General features: G+C 38.4%; 15 protein-coding genes. 10 read left to right on the forward strand and 5 right to left on the reverse strand.

Features of this window, described 5'->3' with window-relative positions; all coding sequences use genetic code 11:
- Positions 1–92 precede the first annotated feature (92 nt).
- The 4 genes from IM793_RS09745 to pgl all read left to right on the forward strand — a co-directional run bounded on the left by IM793_RS09745 (position 93) and on the right by pgl (position 4,741).
- Positions 93–851 carry an ROK family protein gene (locus IM793_RS09745; RefSeq protein ID WP_121284914.1) on the forward strand — a complete coding sequence of 253 codons (759 nt, stop codon included), beginning with the start codon at positions 93–95 and terminating at the stop codon, positions 849–851.
- An 87-nt stretch (positions 852–938) separates the two neighbouring features.
- Entirely contained in the window at positions 939–2,354 is a 1,416-nt protein-coding gene (gene gndA, locus IM793_RS09750) for an NADP-dependent phosphogluconate dehydrogenase (protein ID WP_193420838.1), read from the forward strand.
- 24 nt (positions 2,355–2,378) lie between these two features.
- The gene (gene zwf, locus IM793_RS09755; RefSeq protein ID WP_193420840.1) at positions 2,379–3,893 is read left to right on the forward strand and encodes a glucose-6-phosphate dehydrogenase; all 1,515 of its coding nucleotides are present in this window, start codon (positions 2,379–2,381) and stop codon (positions 3,891–3,893) included.
- Between the two features lie 122 nt (positions 3,894–4,015).
- On the forward strand, positions 4,016–4,741 hold the full coding sequence (pgl, locus tag IM793_RS09760) for a 6-phosphogluconolactonase (protein ID WP_193420842.1): 726 nt from the start codon (positions 4,016–4,018) through the stop codon (positions 4,739–4,741).
- Positions 4,742–5,095: 354 nt separating this feature from the next.
- Here pgl and IM793_RS09765 read toward each other — a convergent pair whose 3' ends face one another.
- From IM793_RS09765 to epsC, 3 genes are all read right to left on the reverse strand, one after another.
- The gene (locus IM793_RS09765; protein ID WP_193420844.1) at positions 5,096–6,712 is read right to left on the reverse strand and encodes a Na+/H+ antiporter; all 1,617 of its coding nucleotides are present in this window, start codon (positions 6,710–6,712) and stop codon (positions 5,096–5,098) included.
- A gap of 104 nt (positions 6,713–6,816) precedes the next feature.
- A complete protein-coding gene (gene cysM / locus IM793_RS09770) occupies positions 6,817–7,689 on the reverse strand; it encodes a cysteine synthase CysM (RefSeq protein WP_193420846.1) in 873 nt (290 codons plus the stop codon).
- A gap of 11 nt (positions 7,690–7,700) precedes the next feature.
- Positions 7,701–8,513, reverse strand: a complete 813-nt coding sequence (epsC, locus tag IM793_RS09775) for a serine O-acetyltransferase EpsC (protein WP_193420848.1) — start codon at positions 8,511–8,513, stop codon at positions 7,701–7,703.
- Positions 8,514–9,042: 529 nt separating this feature from the next.
- Here epsC and IM793_RS09780 point away from each other — a divergent pair.
- Positions 9,043–9,228 carry a hypothetical protein gene (locus tag IM793_RS09780; RefSeq protein ID WP_121284921.1) on the forward strand — a complete coding sequence of 62 codons (186 nt, stop codon included), beginning with the start codon at positions 9,043–9,045 and terminating at the stop codon, positions 9,226–9,228.
- A gap of 61 nt (positions 9,229–9,289) precedes the next feature.
- On the opposite strand, the gene IM793_RS09785 is transcribed toward IM793_RS09780, so the two are convergent.
- Positions 9,290–11,896 carry a PQQ-dependent sugar dehydrogenase gene (locus tag IM793_RS09785; RefSeq protein WP_193420850.1) on the reverse strand — a complete coding sequence of 869 codons (2,607 nt, stop codon included), beginning with the start codon at positions 11,894–11,896 and terminating at the stop codon, positions 9,290–9,292.
- A 351-nt stretch (positions 11,897–12,247) separates the two neighbouring features.
- On the opposite strand from IM793_RS09785, the gene IM793_RS09790 reads away from it, so the two are divergent.
- The 4 genes from IM793_RS09790 (at position 12,248) to IM793_RS09805 (ending at position 15,658) form a co-directional block, all read left to right on the forward strand.
- Complete coding sequence (locus tag IM793_RS09790) at positions 12,248–12,418, forward strand: hypothetical protein (protein WP_193420852.1); 171 nt, start codon at positions 12,248–12,250, stop codon at positions 12,416–12,418.
- A 257-nt stretch (positions 12,419–12,675) separates the two neighbouring features.
- Positions 12,676–13,761, forward strand: coding sequence for an acyl-CoA desaturase (locus IM793_RS09795; protein WP_193420853.1), 1,086 nt, complete (start codon positions 12,676–12,678; stop codon positions 13,759–13,761).
- A gap of 515 nt (positions 13,762–14,276) precedes the next feature.
- Complete coding sequence (locus IM793_RS09800) at positions 14,277–14,864, forward strand: GDSL-type esterase/lipase family protein (protein ID WP_193420855.1); 588 nt, start codon at positions 14,277–14,279, stop codon at positions 14,862–14,864.
- A gap of 113 nt (positions 14,865–14,977) precedes the next feature.
- Entirely contained in the window at positions 14,978–15,658 is a 681-nt protein-coding gene (locus tag IM793_RS09805; protein WP_227256198.1) for an esterase family protein, read from the forward strand.
- 26 nt (positions 15,659–15,684) lie between these two features.
- On the opposite strand, the gene IM793_RS09810 is transcribed toward IM793_RS09805, so the two are convergent.
- Positions 15,685–16,224: a hypothetical protein gene (locus IM793_RS09810; protein WP_193420859.1), complete on the reverse strand. Its 540-nt coding sequence runs from the start codon at positions 16,222–16,224 to the stop codon at positions 15,685–15,687.
- Here IM793_RS09810 and IM793_RS09815 point away from each other — a divergent pair.
- Positions 16,223–17,203 carry an HAD-IIA family hydrolase gene (locus IM793_RS09815; RefSeq protein ID WP_227256199.1) on the forward strand — a complete coding sequence of 327 codons (981 nt, stop codon included), beginning with the start codon at positions 16,223–16,225 and terminating at the stop codon, positions 17,201–17,203. The two genes, IM793_RS09810 and IM793_RS09815, sit on opposite strands and share 2 nt — an antisense overlap.
- Positions 17,204–17,683: the final 480 nt, after the last annotated feature.

Raw genomic sequence — 17,683 nt, forward strand, 5'->3', positions numbered from 1 at the left:
AATATATTATTACACCTAAATTACTTCCATATTCATTTAATGTTTGTTGTTTTAATTTATTTGTAGAACTTCGGAATTATAAATACATAATTATGGCTACAGAGAAAAAAGCTGAAAACAACAATATATTATCTATTGATATTGGCGGTACCAGTATAAAAACCGTCCTTTTAGATGAAAGCGGAAATATGATTACCGAATATTTAAAAAGCAAAACCCCGCCAGAAGCTACGCCAAAAGATATTGTAACAGGTATAGTAGAACTAATTAAGCCTTTTCCTGATAGTTATAACCGTGTATCAATCGGATTTCCGGGTTACGTTAAAAATGGGATTGTAAAAACTGCTCCCAACCTGGCTAAAAATAAATGGGCCGATGTAGATCTTGCACAACGCGTGGCCAACGAGCTTGGTAAGCCTGTGCGTTTGGTTAATGATGCCGACCAGCAAGGCTTAGGCGTGGTTGAAGGTAAAGGCTTTGAAATTGTTTTTACAGTGGGTACGGGCTTCGGAACAGCGCTATTGTTTGATGGGGAACTGCTTCCTCACCTGGAACTGGCGCATTTCCCAATCAATAAAGAGGAAGATTACGACGATTATATCGGAAACAAAGCATTCGAAAAAATCGGTAGCGAACGCTGGAACAAAAGATTAAAAAAGGTAATCGAAATTTATAAAACAGTTTTCAATTACGATACCTTATATATAGGTGGCGGAAATTCGAAACAGATCAATTTTAAGCTGGAAGACAATATTAAAATCGTAACCAACAGAGACGGGATTAAAGGCGGGGCAAAGCTTTGGAAACTGGCCGATAAGTACAATATTTTTACTGTTGAGCCTAAAAAATAATTGATCTTTTATTACAATCTTTTAACAACAATAGCTGCAATATTAATTTGTAAACCCTAATTTTGGGTGTATTCTAAAAAATAAAAAATGGCAAATAACGATTCTGAAAAATATAAATTGGGAATGATTGGTTTAGGTACTATGGGCCGGAACTTATTATTAAACATGGCTGATAAGGGCTTCTCTGTAACAGGTTACGATAAAGACCAAAAGATGATCTCGAAGCTTGAAGAAGAAGGCAAAGCACATAACTTAGAAGGATTTAATGATATTGAAAGCTTTATTTCCAGCTTACAAACACCACGTACATTAATTTTATTAGTACCAGCCGGACCAATTGTAGATAGCGTTATTGCAGAACTAAAACCACTTTTAAGCAAAGGTGATATCATCATAGATAGTGGAAACTCACATTTTACCGATACCAACCGCCGTGTTGACGAGTTAGAGAAAGATGGCTTACATTTTTTCGGAATGGGTATTTCTGGCGGTGAAGAAGGTGCGCGGTTTGGTCCGAGTATGATGCCTGGTGGTGATAAACAAGCATATAACGTTGTAAAAGATGTTTTTGATGCGGTAGCTGCAAAAGTGGGTACCGATCCTTGTGTAACCTACATAGGTCCGGGTGCTTCTGGCCACTTTGTTAAAATGGTACATAATGGTATAGAATATGCCATTATGGAACTTATTGCCGAGGTATATGGCATCCTTAAAAATGGCTTAGGTTACTCAAATGAAGAAATTTATAAAGTATTCAAAAAATGGAACGAAGGCAGGTTGCAATCATTTTTATTGGAAATTACTGCTGAAATTTTCTTATTTAAAGATACCGAAACACAAAATGATCTTTTAGATCAGATTAAAGATGAAGCCCGTTCAAAAGGTACTGGAAAATGGACATCAGAGGTTTCAATGGAACTTCAATTGCCGATCCCTACCATTAACGAAGCTGTTTCTAACCGCGATTTATCTAAATTTAAAAAACTAAGGGTTTCTTTAGAAGAAGCTTTTGGTAAAAAAGATACTAAAATTGAGGTAACAGTTGAAGAACTGGAAGATGCATTTTACTTCTCTATGATCAGTGCTTATGCACAAGGGATGCATTTACTGGTTCAGGCGTCAAAAGAATATCAATACGACCTACAGTTACAGGAAATTGCCAAAATCTGGCGCGGAGGCTGTATCATCAGGGCTAAATTTTTAGAAGATATTTATCAGGCTTATGATAAAGACAATTCTCTTGAACATTTATTCGGTGATGCGGGTATTCAGAACATCATTAAAGGCACTTTAGCAGGTACGCGAAAAACAATTAGTGCATGTATCAATTCGGGTTTAGGTATTCCTGCATTTGCATCTACCCTAACCTATTTCGATACTATTACTACAGGCCGCATGCCTTCAAATTTAATCCAGGCACAAAGAGATTTCTTTGGCGCACACACTTTCGAGCGTATTGATAAAGATGGTGTTTTTCATGCCGACTGGAATAAATTATCATAAACTCATTAGACACAAGAACATACAATGAAAACCAAAACCGCATTAAACCCTACCATTTTTGTAATATTTGGTGGAACAGGTGATTTAAATAAAAGAAAATTAGCACCTGCCCTATATAATTTATTTATAGAGGGTTACATGCCTGATAAGTTTGCTATTATTGGTACAGGAAGAACCGAATTTACTGATGATAGTTACAAAATTGCTTTAGAAGAGGCTGTTAACGAGTTTTCGCGAAGCGGAAAAGTAAAAAAAGATAAATGGGAAGATTTCGCAAAGACGATGAACTACTGTCCTACCGATTTTGCCCAGCCAAAAACTTTCGAAAACCTAAAAGGAGCTGTAGAAAAATATCAAAAAGAATTTGGTGCAGGTACACAGGTGATTTTCTACCTCGCAGTTGCGCCTAATTTCTTTCCGATTATTGCTGAATGTTTGCAGAAATATAAACTAACGCAAGATGAGGACAATAGCCGTATTGTTATCGAAAAACCTTTTGGCCATGATTTAGAATCTGCAAAAGAGCTTAATGCATTATTGAGCACTATTTTTACGGAAAAGCAGATCTACCGTATTGATCATTATCTCGGTAAAGAAACCGTACAAAACATGATGGCATTCCGTTTTGCCAATGCATTGTTCGAACCGTTGTGGAACAGGTCTTATATCGATCACGTTCAGATTTCAGTAACAGAACAGTTAGGCGTGGGCGATCGTGGAGGTTATTATGAGGGCTCAGGTGCTTTGAGAGATATGATCCAGAATCACCTCCTGCAATTGCTTTGTTTGGTTGGAATGGAAGCGCCTATTAATTTTGACGCCGATGAAATCAGAAATCGTAAGGTTGAGGTTTTAAGAGCTATGCGTCCTTTTTCTGCAGAAGATATCCGTTTTCACACCGTTCGTGGTCAGTACAGCAAAGGCTGGGTTGAAGGTAAGGAAGTGCCAGGATACCGCCAGGAAAAAGGTGTTGATCCGCATTCAAATACCGAAACTTTTGCGGCAGTTAAATTCCATATTGATAACTGGAGATGGCAAGGTATTCCTTTCTATTTAAGAACAGGAAAACGCTTAAACCAAACTTCATCATTAATTACCATTCAGTTTAGAGATGTGCCACATCAGATTTTCTCTTCAGCGGTAACCGAAAACTGGCAACAAAACAGGTTGGTGATTAGCATACAGCCAGAAATGAGTATCCGCATGCAGGTACAGGCCAAAAGACCTGGATTAGACATGGTACTAAACCCGGTTGATATGGTATTTGATTATAAAGGAACTTACGACGGGGATACACCAGAAGCTTACGAGACCCTATTATTGGATACCATGATGGGCGATCAAACCTTGTTTATGCGTGGCGATCAGGTAGAAGCGGCATGGGAACTGGTGATGCCAATTTTAAATACATGGGAAAGCAAAAAATCAATCAACTTTCCTAACTACCCTGCCGATAGCTGGGGACCGGAAGAAGCCGAAGCACTTATTGCGAGAGATGGTTTCCACTGGTTTAATTTACCATTGAAAAATAAGGAATAATTAAGTTGATGGTTCATGGCCGAATAGTTTCATGTCCATAAATAAATTGTCATTCTGAGCCTGTCGAAGAACTTAAAGAAGAGTGTTTCGACAAGCTCAACATGACATTACTTAAAATTAAAATGAATCTACTCATATACAAAACATTAGAAGAACTAAACCAGGATCTGGCAGATTATGTAATTAAAATTGCAGAAATGTCTATCGAAGAAAACGATTGTTTCAATTTCGTGCTTACGGGCGGTAGTTCTCCTAAAGCACTTTACCATTTTCTTGCTACTGAAGGGCAACACAGAATTGATTGGGAAAAAGTTTACTTCTTTTTTGGCGATGAGCGTAATGTTCCTGCCAACGATGATAACTACAACGGATTAATGGCCAAGAAAACCATTTTAGATCCGCTAGGCATTAAAGAAGATCATATCTTTTACGTGGATACCACTTTGGCCCCAGAAAAAGCAGCTATCGAATATAAAAAAGCAATTGACAAGCATTTTAATGGTGAAGACATTGTTTTCGATTTAATCCTTTTAGGCATGGGCGATGATGCACACACCGCTTCAATTTTTCCACATACTACTTTAGTTAAAGATGAGGAAGTAAACGTAGCAGCTGTATATGTAGAAAAACTAGATACATATCGCATTAGCTTTACCGCGCCATTAATTAACAAAGCAGATAATGTTGCTTTCCTGGTATTTGGAGAGAATAAAGCCGAAGCACTGAAACATGTTATTGGCGATACGGAAAAAAATGTTGATTTATATCCTTCGCAATTAATCGATCCTATTGATGGGAAGTTAACCTGGTTTACCGACGCGGCTGCAACAAAATTATTAGAAGATTAAATAATATGGATGTCTGAAGAAAAACATTTATCAGACTTTTTAAACCGAAAACGGAATATGCCTCAGGGTTATTCCGTTTTTTTATTGAACAATTGGCCAAATTGGGAGAGATTAATTTTCGTGTAACCAAGGCAATGATTGTTATACAATCAGCAACCGGCTTGTATATATTATGCAATTAGAACTTTATCCATGCGGTTATTCCTGTTTGATAAACCCTTTGAAAATAATATCTAAGAATTTATTTCAAGGATATTAATGTGAAATCGAAAGATTTTAAAATAGCGATGGAGGGGGCCGATGTATTGTTGAATGTTTTCAGCAAACAGTTAAAGTATAAAAGAAGTTTGGTGGTTATATATCCCGCTGACTAAAATGCCTGCGAAGTTTTTCTTCTTCGAGATCGAGCAGTTCTAATTGTTCCCTGATCAACTCATCATTAATCTGCTCTTTTTTATTTAACCCTTTCAACAAAATACGCTGTTCAGCCATAATATCTTCCAATGCGATTCGGTAGTCGTGATAAAAGTCCTCGGATCTTGAAATGTTCTCTTCTTTTTCCCAATCCCTCAATAATTCCATCTCGGCCTCGATACGGATTTTGACCGACCTGATCATATCGTTATGTTCTAACGCATCATGGTATTTTTCGTCAAGAATTTTTAGTGATAATATGGATATTTTTTTCCTCACCATCTGCTTCTGCTGTTCAAAAGGGATGGTATAATCCGGATCGGGCATATCTACCCATTTAATGAGTGCTGGCAATGTTAAACCCTGTAAAACCAAGGTCACCAATATTACACTAAAGGTAATGAACAAAATCAGGTTGCGCTGAGGGAAAGCTTCACCAGATTTCAAGGCAACAGGGATAGAAAGTGCAGCAGCCAGAGAAACTACACCGCGCATACCTGCCCAACCAAAAAGTAAGGGTGCCTTCCAGCTTGGATTAGGATCGGCCGTTGTAATGTACCGGCTAATGAAACGTGTAAAATACAAGGCGCCATAGGTGCTGGCCAATCGCACCAGAATTAGTACCAAACAAATAATGGCGCTATAACGGATAGCAGGCAAAAGGCCGTTTTCTCCTAAACCATTGATAATAACGGGAAATTCTAAACCAATGAGTAAGAAAACAAAACCATTCAATACAAAAGCTACGGCTTCCCAAACGTTAATGCTTTGCAAGCGGCTCCGGTGGGTAAGGATTTGATCCCGACGGGCTGAAAGAAATAAACCTCCACTTACAACAGCCAATACGCCAGAAAAATGAAATTCCTCTGCAGTCATGTACATTGCGTAAGGCGTTAAAAAAGTAAGGATAATATCGATATTGGTGGTAGTTGGTAACCATCTGTGCAAAGCGTAAAAAATCAGGGCTACCGCAATCCCAACCAGGATCCCCATTACAATAACCACCACAAAACTGCCTGCAGCTTTGCTAAAGACAAAACTTCCCGTCATTACCGCAGCCAATGCAAACCTAAATACAACCAAACTGGATGCATCATTCAATAAACTTTCGCCCTCCAAAATAGTAGTGAGCCTCTTAGGTACCTTAACATTTTTGAGTATGGCTGATGCAGATACCGCATCTGGCGGAGAAATGATCCCACCTAACAAAAAGCCTAGTGCCAGGGTAAAGCCCGGAATTAAACTACGTGAAATTAAGGCTACAACTGTTGAGGTAAAAATAACAATGGGAAAAGCAAAACTGCTGATTACCCTACGCCACTTCCAAAAATCTTTCCATGAGGTATTCCAGGCCGCTTCGTACAATAAAGGAGGTAAAAAGATTACAAAAATGAGTTCTGGTTCTATTTCAATATCTTGAAGGATCGGCAAAAAACTTAGGGCTAAACCTGCGATGACCAATAAAATGGGGTAAGCGATGCGGATTTTTTGTGCCAGCATCACCACAAAAAGAATTACTGCAAGTAAAAAAGCGTATTGTATAATGAGTTGGTGCATAAATTTCTAGCTTGATCTAAAATACAAATTTGAAGCGAATGCCAAACCATTAAGATTACATAGAAAAACCCTTTGAGAAGCCCGGCAACATTAATGATTTATGCTCAACCAAAAAGATCGCTGCTCAGGTAGCGGTCTCCCCGATCGCAGGCAATAAAAACGATGGTTCCCTGATCTAGCTCGCCAGCAAGTTTCAAAGCTGCTGCACAGGCACCGCCCGAACTCATGCCGGCAAATAAACCTTCTTCTTTGGCCATCCTCCTCGACATCATTGTAGCTTCTTCCTGCGCAATGTCCATCACACGGTCAACACGTTCTGGTTCAAATATTTTTGGAAGGTATTCTGTTGGCCATCTTCTAATCCCTGGAATAGAAGATCCTTCAGTAGGTTGACAGCCTACAATCTGAATATCATTATTTTTTTCCTTAAAAAATCTCGAACAGCCCATAATGGTCCCTGTTGTTCCCATAGAACTTACAAAATGCGTGATCTGCCCTTCGGTATCTCTCCATATTTCTGGTCCGGTTGTTTTATAATGCGCCAGGTAATTATCTGGATTTGCAAATTGATTTAATAAAAAATACCCTTTTGAAACGCCTTTTTCTTCCGCATAATCCCTGCATTCTTCTATACTTTCTAATAACGTCACTTTTGCACCAAAGGCTTCCATAGTTACCTTACGTTCTCGTGTAGAATTTGCCGGCATCACCAGTTCAATTTCTAAATTATATAAACTTGCAATCATGGCCAATGCAATTCCGGTATTACCACTTGTGGCCTCCACCAGTTTAGTTCCGGTGGCTACATCACCACGTTCTATTGCACTTCTGATCATATTGAGCGACGCCCTGTCTTTAACACTACCGCCTGGATTATTTCCTTCTAATTTGGCAAATACCCGTACAGCCGGGTTAATATTCAGCTTTTGAAGTTCGGCCATTGGCGTATTTCCGATCAGATCGATTATTCCTGGCATATTTTAATATATTAATTGGTTTCTTTATGGTTTCTAATGGTAATTATTGGCGAATGATAAGCGGTAGAAAAAGCAGGGATACTTTCGGTAAGCCATACGTTCCCCCCGATGATACTATCATGCCCAATGACGGTTTCTCCGCCCAGTATGGTCGCACCTGAATAGATAACTACCCTATCTTCTACCGTAGGATGGCGTTTGCTGCCCGCCAATGTTTTTTTAACACTCAAAGCACCAAGTGTTACCCCTTGATAAAGCTTGACATAACGGCCTATTGTACTGGTTTCTCCGATAACAATTCCCGTTCCATGGTCAATATGAAAGTATTCGCCAATGCTGGCCGCCGGATGGATATCAATGCCTGTTTTAGAATGGGCGTATTCGGTCAGTATCCTCGGAACAAGTGGTATGCCGAAATTATAAAGCATGTGGGCAATTCTGTAGAAACATATGGCATAAAAACCGGGATAAGTCCTGATGACTTCGAACCTGCTCTGAGCCGCCGGATCGCCTTCATAAATGGCCAGGATATCGGTATTCAATACACGGTAAAGCGATGACAGTTCTGCAAAAAACTGACCCGCTGCATTTTTACACTCGCTGTTCCTTAATTTACAACTTGCCGAAATAATATCATAAAGTTCGAGTTCTAAAGCAGAAACCTGCTCTTTAACTTCCTCAACCGTTGAAAAGGCTTTAGCCGCATTTTCTGGAAAAAGTACCTGGATCAGTTTTTCGGCCCATTTCGATATTACTTCATTCGGTGGTATATTGTGCTGCTCAAGTGGGTTTTTAAATATTTGTTCAAAAAAATGGTTATCCATAGCTGGTGGTCAAACCTGGCCGATCTGCTCATCGACTAGATACATAGATTTAATCGCTAATGTAGGTTTTGTTTTTTTAAACCAAAACAACTCGTCGAGTTTTATTATAAAAATTGCCGGGAAATAACAAAAAAAGTCCATAGTCGGAAGTCGATTAGCCTGGAGTTGAAAGAAGATTGAACCTTCTTCGGTTTGTCACCCTGAGCGGAGTAGAAGGGTTAGTAGATAATTTGGAATAAATTAATCTATTTGAACGATAAACATGAGTGACAGCAATTAATTTATGATTAAAAATCACTAGAGTTATCTTCATTTCGAGCGGGGTACAACGGAAGATTCTGCGAAGCAAAATCTGTCTGAATAGATCTTTCCATTCTGCTGCGCTATATCCAATAGCTATCGGATCAAGATGACTACCCTTCTACAATGAACCATTGAACCAATGACCAGTGAGTTAAAAATACTCCTTTAAGGAATAAGAATAAACCAGTTTCTCAAAACCAGACCGATTTGGCAATGTTACCAATACATGTTGATAACTGTAGAAACGACTGTAAAAGAATTAGATAAGATTTATATCGGTGAGGAGATCACTTTTGATAAAAAGTCTGGCCTGGTATACCGCATTGCGATTTTTAAGTCGGTGAGTATTTCCAGTTATATCTTTCAGTTGGTTCATGGGGAAATTATTATTATCCGCAGGAATTGTTATTAGCAGCAACCTGAAATTAAAATAGCATTTCCGATCGATATACTACCGGAAATGCTATTACTTATTATTTTTTCTGTTCTGATAAAAAGGTAACTAAAGAAGCCAGTTCTTCATATGATAATGAATTAGCCAAACCTTCCGGCATCATCGAAGTTTCCATTTCTTTTCTCGACAGGATATCGCCTGCTTTAATGGTGAAAACTTCCCCTGCAATGTTACGAAGCACCACTTTAGCAGCGGTTTCTTCAGTAATAAACCCCATATACGTACGGTCGCCTTTGGCGGTAATCATTACCGAAGCAAATCCCTGAGAAATTGAAGCATTAGGTTTTAATATCGATTCTGCAATCTGCTCACGGTTCATGATCGAGCCGATCTGTCCCATAAAAGGACCTTTCATTTTCTCGCTTTTGCTCAAGCTATGGCAGGCAATACAGCCTTGACTGTTGAAAATATTTTTTCCTTTTAAAGGGTCGCCCTGTAATTTATTGATAGCTAATAATACATCTTCTATAGATGATTTACCTACCTGACCTTTTTTGTTTTTAATTTTATCCAAATCAATTTTTGGTTCTTCTGCCGCAGCTACTTTTTCTTCTTCGGCAAATTCAGGGATATCCATCCTTTGGCGGGCATTTAAATCAACGTAAAATTGTTTTCCCTGTGCTCCTGCTTTTGTAGCCTCTTCTTTCAAGAATTTCTCGATAATTGGAGAACCTTCCCACGAAACGGCTTTAAAGTATGGCCCATGTGAATCCGGACGTGTACCCCACCACCAGGAAGCATCATAGGCAATTTCTTTTTTATACAAACGACCTAAGGTAACCAGAATCTGCTGTTTTAATTTTTCATCTGTCGATTGTTTGTAGTTTTCAATTAGTCCGTTAACCACTTTTTCGGTATGCATGTAGCGTAATGCCCAAAGTGCAAGTGTTGAGTTTTCCGTTTTAACCGCAGCGAGCAGCGCATCAACGGCATTGAGCTCAACCAAAGCACGTACCGCAAGGTGTGGCAATATAATGGCTGCATTTGGCGTAGCATGCGGACCTTCAGTACCTTTTGCTGGTGCTGTAAATGAAGCAGGAACCTTGGTTTGTAAAAGTACATTGGCAACCTCTGCCCTGCCCAAACGGTTTAAACCAATAATCGAAGCCGCCTGAACACGCGGTGAAGCATCCTTTAATCCTTCTAAAAATGGTTCAACAGGCACTTTGCCAATGTAGGTTTTACGATCGGCAAGTGCTTTTATGGCAAACTCCTTTAAGGCGTTATCTTTGGTAAATTCAACTAAAGTTGCGATACCACTTTCTTTGGTGAGCTGTGCATAGGTATACATACCGGCTATACGCACGTCAAGCGCTAAACTTTGATCGGAAGCAACTTTTAGAGCAGTTGTAATAGTTTGTTTATTGTTCCGCAAAACCAATTCCTGTGAAGCAGTTAAACGGGCTACCGCACTGTTAGATTTTAATAATTCTGTTAATTTTTTAATGGAAAGTTTCTTAACATCCGGAAAAGCTTTGTATGTCCAGTTATTGGGTACTGCCCTAACAACGTAGCCTTTATTCGGACTACCAGAATAACCTGCACCATCCCAGGCTGATAAATATAGTCTTCCTGAACCGTCTACATCAAGGTCGGTAATTTGAGGTAGCTTTATAAACTCTTCGTCTTTCTGTGTAAAGGTTGGTCCATCAGCAGTTACTCTGTGAATATAAAGCATGCTTCTGCCCCAATCGGCCATCATTGGCACATGGTTATATTGTTCAGGCCAGTTCGGTTCATCCATAAACAATGCTCCGGTACCCGATCCTCCACCCAAATCAGCCAGTGCAGGTATAATTTCGTCGGTAAAATTCTGAAATAAAACCGGGTAACCGTATTCACCAGATTGTATGTGGTGCGAGAAACGAACATTCCATCCGCCACCATCATTGGTATTTTCCCTGGTAAAAACGTTCATGTAAGGATCAATCGCAACATCATAAACATTACGTGTGCCGTGTGTATAGACTTCCATTTCAGTTCCATCAGGACGAACACGCATAATTCCGCCACCTAACATGGTTAGTTTTTTACCTGAACGGTCTATCGCGTCGTGGAATCCAAAATCTCCTACAGAAATATAAATCCATCCATCAATCCCCATTCTTATGCCATTTGTTGCATGATCGGTACCACGTTCGCGAATATATTTGGCATTACTGATATGCTCAATAAGTGGTTTTTCAGGTCCATCGGCCTTTCCATCACCATCTTTATCTTCAAAAACAACTAAATTCATGCCTGTAGCCTGTTTTGTTTCTTTCGAAAAAGTGGTATGCAATACATAAACCTGGCTACCTTGAACAATAATACCCCGGGGATTATCCACTTCGGCAAAATCTACATGTTCATCCATTTTACCATCGTTATCCTTATCTATCAATTTAAGGATATGCCCTTTACCAGGATCTTTACCTAAAGAGCCGATCATATCAACACCAACATATATTTCTCCGGTTGGTGCTACAGCTAAACAGGCTGGGCTAGGTGTAACATCGGGTCCGGCAAAATTGGTGATTGTTAGTTCGGGTGGCGATACGCGTTGTATCTCTGATTCACTAAAAAAGTTTTTTAATCCAAAAAAAACTAGCGTAAAAGAAATTAAGCTTAAAGAAAATTTAATCATTGGTGTATTATTGTTCCTGGTTAGTTTGTGTGAGGTAAACTTACAAAAAATATAAATTCCTTATTGCCACAATTTTGTGTCGTTTTAATTCATTTGTAACCAACACCGTAATCTCTACAAACTGTCGCAGAAAAAGTCGAATTAAACATTCTACCAAATAAATATCGGTAAAACAGCCACAATTGCGACATAATTCAGTGAAAAACCATTAAACATTACAAGCAAAAGTATCTTAAAAGTAAAAAACGATCGCTATCATCACATTCAGGCAATTATTTTCAAATAAAACTTGAATTATAGCATGCATTTCATTATATTTACTACATACAGTATTCACCAAATCAGTACGTTATGAAAAATATTCATTATTTCTTCCTGACTGCCCTGATCTCCTCCATTGCGTTGTTTATTACCAGGGATTCATTTGAAGCCGAATTGGTTTATAGCACGGTGGTATTAATATGGATTCTTTACATCTGGTACCATATTTATGCTGCTACTAAGAGGAACTACAGCGAGTAGTCTTTGTTTCTATTTATTTTAATTTCCAAACAACTATTGTTAGGCTAAGTTTGCATGCCTTTTGTTTTCAGGATGCAAGAAATGTTTTAATTTAAAAGTTAACGAATGCATCACCGTTAATTTACTATCTTCGCCAAAAACTAAAACACAATAGTTTACGTTTATAACTAAGCTTGGCTAATTGGCCAGGTTATACATTAAGCTTAATGAACTTGGAGCATCAACCTCGTACATGGGGTAGATTATCGCACAAGATCATGAAATCAAAAGCAAAATTCCCATGTTTAGCAGGGAATACATTTTACTCGGAAGTTCGCCGCAGAGTAAACAACGACTTTAAAGAAAACAACAGAAGCATCAATGCCAATTTATTGATGTGGTTTAAAGCCTTTCTTTTCCTTACCATATTTCTGGTACTTTACTTTTCAATACTCCTTTTAAACTTGCATAGCGCTATACTTTTAGGGCTCACCATTTTACTTGGCGCAACTTGTGCATTTATTGGTTTTAATATCTGCCACGATGCCATCCACGGTTCGTTTTCGAGTGCTAAACGCACCAATTCATTTTTTAGCTTTCTTTTTAATATGGTTGGGGCTAGTCCGTATGTATGGAACATTACGCACAATGTAGTGCACCATACTTATACCAATATCCCCGGTCATGATGAAGATATTGAAGTGGCACCGGGTTTAATACGGATCTGCGAGGAGGATGAATTAAAACCCCATCAACGATTCCAGCAGTGGTATGCCTTTCCGCTCTATAGTCTGGCTTCGCTTTCCTGGGTCTTTCGTAAAGATTATAAAAAATTTTTCCAGAAAAGTGTAGGTGCCTGCCAGAACAAACATCCTAAGATTGAATACTTTAACCTCTTTTTCTATAAATTTCTTTACTATTTTATTTTTATTGGTTTGCCGATATTGGTGATGTCGATCTCATGGTGGCAGGTTGCAATCGGTTTCGTCGTGTTGCACATGGCACAAGGATTAACCATGGGACTTGTTTTTCAACTGGCTCATGTGGTGGAAGGAACAACTTTTCCAACAACCAATGCAGAAGGCAATATGGAAGAGGCATGGGCCGAACACCAAATGCGTACTACAGCCAATTTTGCAACGCAATCGCCAATCTCAGCATTTTTTCTTGGTGGATTGAATCGACAGATAGAACACCACCTTTTCCCTAAAATATGCCATGTACACTATGGCCGGATCTCCATAATTGTAAAACAAACTGCACTAGAATTTGGATTGCCTTACCACGAAAACACCACTTTCCTTTCGGCACTCCGCTCCCATTACCGTATTTTAAAAAAAATGGGAAGACCTGAAACAATTTAGCTTATATTCTTAATTTCTTAACTATTCAGTTAAGAGCAATGATTCAAACTTCATTTTCTTATTCCCTTAATGGTAAAATACTTAACATCAACTAACCATTAAGAAGTTTAGGACATTAAGGTAGATCATCCTAACTTGATGTTCTTATTCCCATAATGGTAAAATACTTTACATCAACTAACCATTAAGAAGTTTAGGACATTAGGTAGATCATCCTAACTTAATGTTCTTATTCCCTTAATGGTAAAATACTTAACATCAACTAATCATTAAGAAGTTTAGGACATTAAGGTAGATCATCCTAACTTGATGTTATTATTCCCTTAATGGTAAAATACTTAACATCAACTAACCATTAAGAAGTTTAGGACATTAAGGTAGATCATCCTAACTTAATGTTCTTATCCTTGGGTAATATGCATTCAAGACCAATAAACTATTGAACCTACAGCTGATAACATAAACTTAATATTCAATCCATTCTTCAAAAGGCAGATCTTTTTATCTTTAACGATATGTACTGGTACGAAGAAGAAGTTAAACAATTGGAAAGGGCGCATCGCTTGGATCGGGAGCATCCAGGGGTTGTTTTTTATGGCAGCTCATCTATTCGGTTATGGAACAGCCTCGAAGATGATTTTGATTATATGAAAGTAACTAATTTAGGCTTTGGCGGCTCTACATTAGCAGCATGTGTATGGTTTTTTGAGCGGATTATGATAGACTACAGGCCGAAGGCACTTGTGGTATATGCAGGCGATAATGACCTTGGTGATGGGAGAAACCCTGAGGAGATATTTATCTTTTTCCAGCAGTTAATGGTTAAAGTGAACCAGCGGTTTGGCATATTGCCCTGTTATTTTATTTCCTTAAAACCCAGCCTTACCCGTTGGCAAATGGCCGATCAGTTTAGATACACCAATAACCTCATCGAAAGCGAAATTATTAAACTTAATAGCCATTGGAAATTTATTGATGTTTTTAAGAAAATGCTCAACAAAGATGGCCTGCCAAACCCTGTACTTTACGATCATGACGGACTGCACCTTAGTGAAGAAGGTTATCGTTTATGGGCCGATACTGTTAAAGAAAAATTAGGTTAATCATTACGTTTAATTAATATTCTGATAACATTGATGCCTTAATTTTCCTATAAAGAATTAACGCGATGAACAGGGAATATCATAAATGGTTCAGCCAGAATCTTAAACGGAACATGGAGCTCCTTGTTTTCGGTCATGCCGGCAGGGCAGTTATCTTTTTCCCCACCCGTATGGCCAGGTTTTACGATTACGAAAACTGGGGAATTATAGCTTCTTTAAATACGCAGATAGAAAATGGTGAACTTCAGATTTTCTGTGTGGACAGTATAGATGGAGAAAGCTTTTATAACGATGAAGTATTTCCATCGGTACGGATAGACAGGCATTTACAATATGAAAAATATATTCTCGAAGAAGTATTACCGCTTATCTATCAGAAAAATAATGGCAATTACGTAGCAACTGCTGGCTGTAGCATGGGCGCTTACCATGCTATAAACCTGGCTATGAAATACCCCTGGTTATTTAAAAAAGCAGTCGGTATAAGTGGAAGATATGACCTTACAGACAATATCGGCGATTTCAGAGACCTGCTGAACGGGTTTCACAACGATAAGGTTTATTTTAATATGCCAGCGCAGTATATCGCTAACCTTAACGATGATAAATTACTATCTGCAGTTAGAGAGATGGAAATAATTCTAGCGGTAGGTGAAACTGATCCTTTTTTAAGCGGAAACCAGCATCTTAGCAGTTTGTTGTGGGAAAAAGGTGTACCCAACCAATTTCATACCTGGGAGAGTAATGCACACCGACCCCACTATTGGCGAAAAATGGCGCCTATGTACATTTAAATTATCACATTACATAAGCGCCGCATCTATTTCACTGCTAAATTAAAATATTGTTTAATGTGGATGGTATCTACAGGTTTTTTAGATTTTTCGGCAGCAAGAACAATATGAGCATCCAACAGCCATTTTTCTGCTGATGTATTAATGTTAGCTACTTTAATTCCTTTAACAGTACCTGCAATTGGAGTTAAGTTAATATAATCACATGAAGCACAAGAAAACAGATGTTTTACTTTTCCGGCCAGGATATCAGCATCAGTTAATAAAAATTTATCATCCTGCATAGGTGCTTGAATATATACCCTCGTGGTGCTGAAGTTATTACTCTTCGTAGCCAGAAAAATCCGGTATTGCCCAGTTGTAAGTGCCGTCTGCTGATCCGCCATTGCTGCATAATTAACATACTCAAACAAACAGTTTCCTTCGGTGCAAGAGGTTAAATTTTGTGCATCTATGGTAAAATCCATTGGATTATCGTTTTTCTTTTTGCAAGCGCTCAAAGTGCTTAATGCAATTAAAAAGGTGAAAGTTACTTTAAAGGCGTTCCTCATAATTTGATTTTTCATGAATACGGTACAAATTGAGGATACGCTACAGCCCGGGAATTATTTTTTATTAAATAAAATGCACAAGAAAGAATACGATTTAAATACACCTGATAATTTTGGCCAAAAAACTGACTATTCAAAAGACTTTATTTTAACATTGGTTGAACAAGAAAATATTAAGTTTGCACATAAACAGATTAAATCTACAAAACATATGAAACAAGGATTATTAATAGATATGGATGGGGTGATTTATAGCGGGGAAGAATTAATATTTGGCGCTGATAAATTCATTAAAAACTTAATTGATGAAGATATTCCTTTCGCATTTATGACCAACAACAGCCAACGAACTGCTTTAGAGGTAGTTCGAAAACTAAAAGGACTTGGTATTAAAGTAGAAGAAAGCCATGTGTATACCAGTGCGATGGCTACTGGAAAATTCCTTTCAGATCAAAGTCCGAACGGTACCGCTTATGTATTGGGAGAAGGTGGTTTATTAAGCAGTTTGCACGATCATGGCATTACTTTGGTCAATACCGATCCGGAGTTTGTGGTATTGGGAGAAGGCAGAAACTTCACGCTGGAAATGGTTCAACGCGCAGTTGATATGATTCTAGCGGGGGCTAAATTTATCACCACGAACAGAGATCCATCACCCAAAAAACCAGGATGGAATAATTTGGGAATCGCTGCAACTACAGCCATGATTGAAGAAGCAACGGGCAGAAAAGCATTTGTTACAGGAAAACCAAGTCCGGTGATGATGCGTTCGGCACGTAAATTCCTGGGATTAGAAACCAGTGATACTACCGTTATTGGCGATACTATGGAAACTGATATACAGGGAGGTGTACAGATGGGTTATAAAACCATTTTAGTACTCTCGGGCATATCAAGTAAGGATACTTTAGGACATTATGCTTTTAAACCAGATATGATTGCAAGCTCTGTTGATGAAATAAAGTTTCCATTAACCTGGTGGGAAGGGAAGTAATTGGGAGTTTGAAGTAGCCTCGGGGTATCGTCTTGACCAGCCTTTCTATTATGTATAAATGGAGGTAGTAGAAAGACCTGCTAAATACCCTGAGGTGTTTAAACAAGTTCAAAATGACAGCGTCTAAAGTAAAATCGCCATTAAAATACAATCTCCCCAAAGCAAGATAGCTGACCAGCGAACATGTGAACTGATTATTAGTGAACAAAAACACTTTCATGAACCATCTTCTATTTATTCTCTTAAAGCAACCGAGCTACTTTATTTTACTAATTGTAAATAACCGCCCTTAGTTGAGCTATGAAAGCTCAATCGGTAATCAGTTGAATATACAGTAGGGTTATGATCAAAGTTAGAAGGCGCACCATCACGATTTAACAATGTAAATGAAGCTGAGTCATTTACAACCTGTTCTTGTACTGGCACATCAGGATTTTTTTTTGTCAGTAAATTTATTCGCTTTGGTTAAAAGCCCAATTG

The organism is Pedobacter sp. MR2016-19 (assembly GCF_014947265.1).
Taxonomy (GTDB): Bacteria; Bacteroidota; Bacteroidia; order Sphingobacteriales; family Sphingobacteriaceae; genus Pedobacter.

Bases quoted from the DNA above. Each gene is read 5' to 3' on its own strand.
- IM793_RS09785 (WP_193420850.1), bottom strand. From the start codon at position 11,896: ATGATTAAATTTTCTTTAAGCTTAATTTCTTTTACGCTAGTTTTTTTT.
- IM793_RS09800 (WP_193420855.1), top strand. From the start codon at position 14,277: ATGTACTGGTACGAAGAAGAAGTTAAACAATTGGAAAGGGCGCATCGC.
- zwf (WP_193420840.1), top strand. From the start codon at position 2,379: ATGAAAACCAAAACCGCATTAAACCCTACCATTTTTGTAATATTTGGT.
- gndA (WP_193420838.1), top strand. From the start codon at position 939: ATGGCAAATAACGATTCTGAAAAATATAAATTGGGAATGATTGGTTTA.
- IM793_RS09790 (WP_193420852.1), top strand. From the start codon at position 12,248: ATGAAAAATATTCATTATTTCTTCCTGACTGCCCTGATCTCCTCCATT.
- epsC (WP_193420848.1), bottom strand. From the start codon at position 8,513: ATGGATAACCATTTTTTTGAACAAATATTTAAAAACCCACTTGAGCAG.
- IM793_RS09780 (WP_121284921.1), top strand. From the start codon at position 9,043: ATGTTGATAACTGTAGAAACGACTGTAAAAGAATTAGATAAGATTTAT.
- IM793_RS09795 (WP_193420853.1), top strand. From the start codon at position 12,676: ATGAAATCAAAAGCAAAATTCCCATGTTTAGCAGGGAATACATTTTAC.
- IM793_RS09745 (WP_121284914.1), top strand. From the start codon at position 93: ATGGCTACAGAGAAAAAAGCTGAAAACAACAATATATTATCTATTGAT.
- IM793_RS09765 (WP_193420844.1), bottom strand. From the start codon at position 6,712: ATGCACCAACTCATTATACAATACGCTTTTTTACTTGCAGTAATTCTT.
- IM793_RS09810 (WP_193420859.1), bottom strand. From the start codon at position 16,224: ATGAAAAATCAAATTATGAGGAACGCCTTTAAAGTAACTTTCACCTTT.
- cysM (WP_193420846.1), bottom strand. From the start codon at position 7,689: ATGCCAGGAATAATCGATCTGATCGGAAATACGCCAATGGCCGAACTT.
- IM793_RS09805 (WP_227256198.1), top strand. From the start codon at position 14,978: ATGGAGCTCCTTGTTTTCGGTCATGCCGGCAGGGCAGTTATCTTTTTC.
- pgl (WP_193420842.1), top strand. From the start codon at position 4,016: ATGAATCTACTCATATACAAAACATTAGAAGAACTAAACCAGGATCTG.
- IM793_RS09815 (WP_227256199.1), top strand. From the start codon at position 16,223: ATGAATACGGTACAAATTGAGGATACGCTACAGCCCGGGAATTATTTT.